The organism is Vibrio ouci (assembly GCF_004551525.1).
GTDB classification, from domain to species: Bacteria; Pseudomonadota; Gammaproteobacteria; order Enterobacterales; family Vibrionaceae; genus Vibrio; species Vibrio ouci.
This window is the reverse complement of sequence record NZ_SATR01000170.1, coordinates 1-1,532: the sequence shown is the minus strand read 5'-3', so window position 1 is coordinate 1,532 and position 1,532 is coordinate 1. Positions and strand designations below refer to the sequence as shown.

General features: G+C 49.1%; 2 protein-coding genes and 1 pseudogene. 1 reads left to right on the top strand and 2 read right to left on the bottom strand.

The window, feature by feature from the left end; all coding sequences use genetic code 11:
- Nucleotides 1-244: 244 nt before the first annotated feature.
- Nucleotides 245-757: a hypothetical protein gene (locus ELS82_RS24850; RefSeq protein ID WP_134837753.1), complete on the top strand. Its 513-nt coding sequence runs from the start codon at nt 245-247 to the stop codon at nt 755-757.
- A gap of 222 nt (nt 758-979) precedes the next feature.
- On the opposite strand, the pseudogene ELS82_RS24845 reads toward ELS82_RS24850, so the two are convergent.
- Nucleotides 980-1,147 (bottom strand): annotated as a pseudogene (locus tag ELS82_RS24845) (AbiEi antitoxin N-terminal domain-containing protein); the annotation flags it as partial.
- A gap of 155 nt (nt 1,148-1,302) precedes the next feature.
- Nucleotides 1,303-1,532: hypothetical protein (locus ELS82_RS26795; RefSeq protein WP_208733310.1), on the bottom strand; the 230-nt coding region annotated here is incomplete at its 5' end.

Below are 1,532 nucleotides of genomic sequence, written 5' to 3'. Positions count from 1 at the left end.
GCTTACGTTCGACACATAGCCGTTAGCTGAAGTATTCGCTAACGCTGTGTGCGCTTCGGCACACCTGTCGAAAATGGATTTGTTTGCTTATTGCACAAATCTATTCGGTATTACGGTGAGCTGGGCGAGGCAGCCTCGGCTGGCCGTTACGAACGTACGGTAGTGCTAACCTTGTTCAGTTCACCACCCTTTGTTATGGGGTCTCTGTGTGGTGATGATTTATTCATCCTGCTGGAGGTTTGTGATGCCTGCGATTCAGAAAGTCCTCAAGACCCTGGATACCATCTGTTACCGTGCGTATATGGAGCCGACCTTGATGCGCTCTCATATGGCGCAGCTGTCTACTGTACTCGGCGAGTTCGACACCCAAAATACGCCTGCCTATTGCTGGCTTGAAGCGGCCATCAGGCAGTCTCAACTAAACCGCTTTACCGAATGTTGCGCACAGCGCAGCGACGTCTCTGTACTGTGCCTGGTTAAAGTCCATGGCCAGAACGCCTATAACCTGTGTTTTACCAAAGACGTCGATCAATGCATTTGCTGTCTGCGTTCCCTGTGTCAAAAGCCTATTGAGCTGGTGGCGTATGGAAATGCCAGACTGAATCCCGGTTCATTACTGCAGGTTCTGTCCGATCCCAAGTTCCAGAAAAACCGTTGGTTTCCGCTGATCGACAGGCAACGGGATGATGTGGTCAACGCCTTGAAATCCCAATCGCTGCTGGCTGATGCGTATGGTGGAACGATGATTCGGCCATAGGGCGAAAGGGGTTAGGGGACAATTGCGACTGACAAAATAAAGGGAATGCGCATCGCGAAAGACTTGGATCTTACTCGCTATGTGTTAATTGGCCGCGAAATGACTATGCTGGTTTACCCCGTGAAATATTGCAAGGTGTGAAAGTTTTATCATGGCTTATTTAGGTAATGAGTAATTATGAGCCTGTGTTAACTGATGTCTAAATCAGCGCCCATTTGTAGGTCTTTTGCCTAGGCGATAATAAGCGCCTGAAGATAGTTTCCTAAGCCAACCACTCTGCGCATATTTTTTAGCTAAGGAATAGCTAATTGCGTTTTCAGTCAGCGATTGCTGTAGAACAAGGGATCTAGGAGGCGAATGGGCAACCAACCAGTTTATCTTGAATGACATTTTAATACCTAAAGTATGAATATTTCATTTGCAACAAACCTGTCATTTGCTAGGACTGTAAAGATAACGGTTCCTATATCTGAGTATGGGCACCTTGCCGGACCAGCCAAAGCATAGAAGAATTCAAATATTACGCATCGCAATAGCGGTGCTTTTTATGCATGAGCAATCGAGGCGTGGCAGGTCGGAGAGAGCCCTGTTTCAGTGCTCATCATTCTCAAGACTGCAGTTTGAGAGCGGAATCTGTCCGTGTGCCGGGGGGCGAGTTGGATGAGGAAGAATTCGAGCAGGGCGATGACATCGTTGTTCGGCTGGATGAAGAGGTGGCCGTGGCGCCGCTTCCGCCTCCTGGCGGTCGAGATCGCGAAGGGGGTGGCAGAGCCGT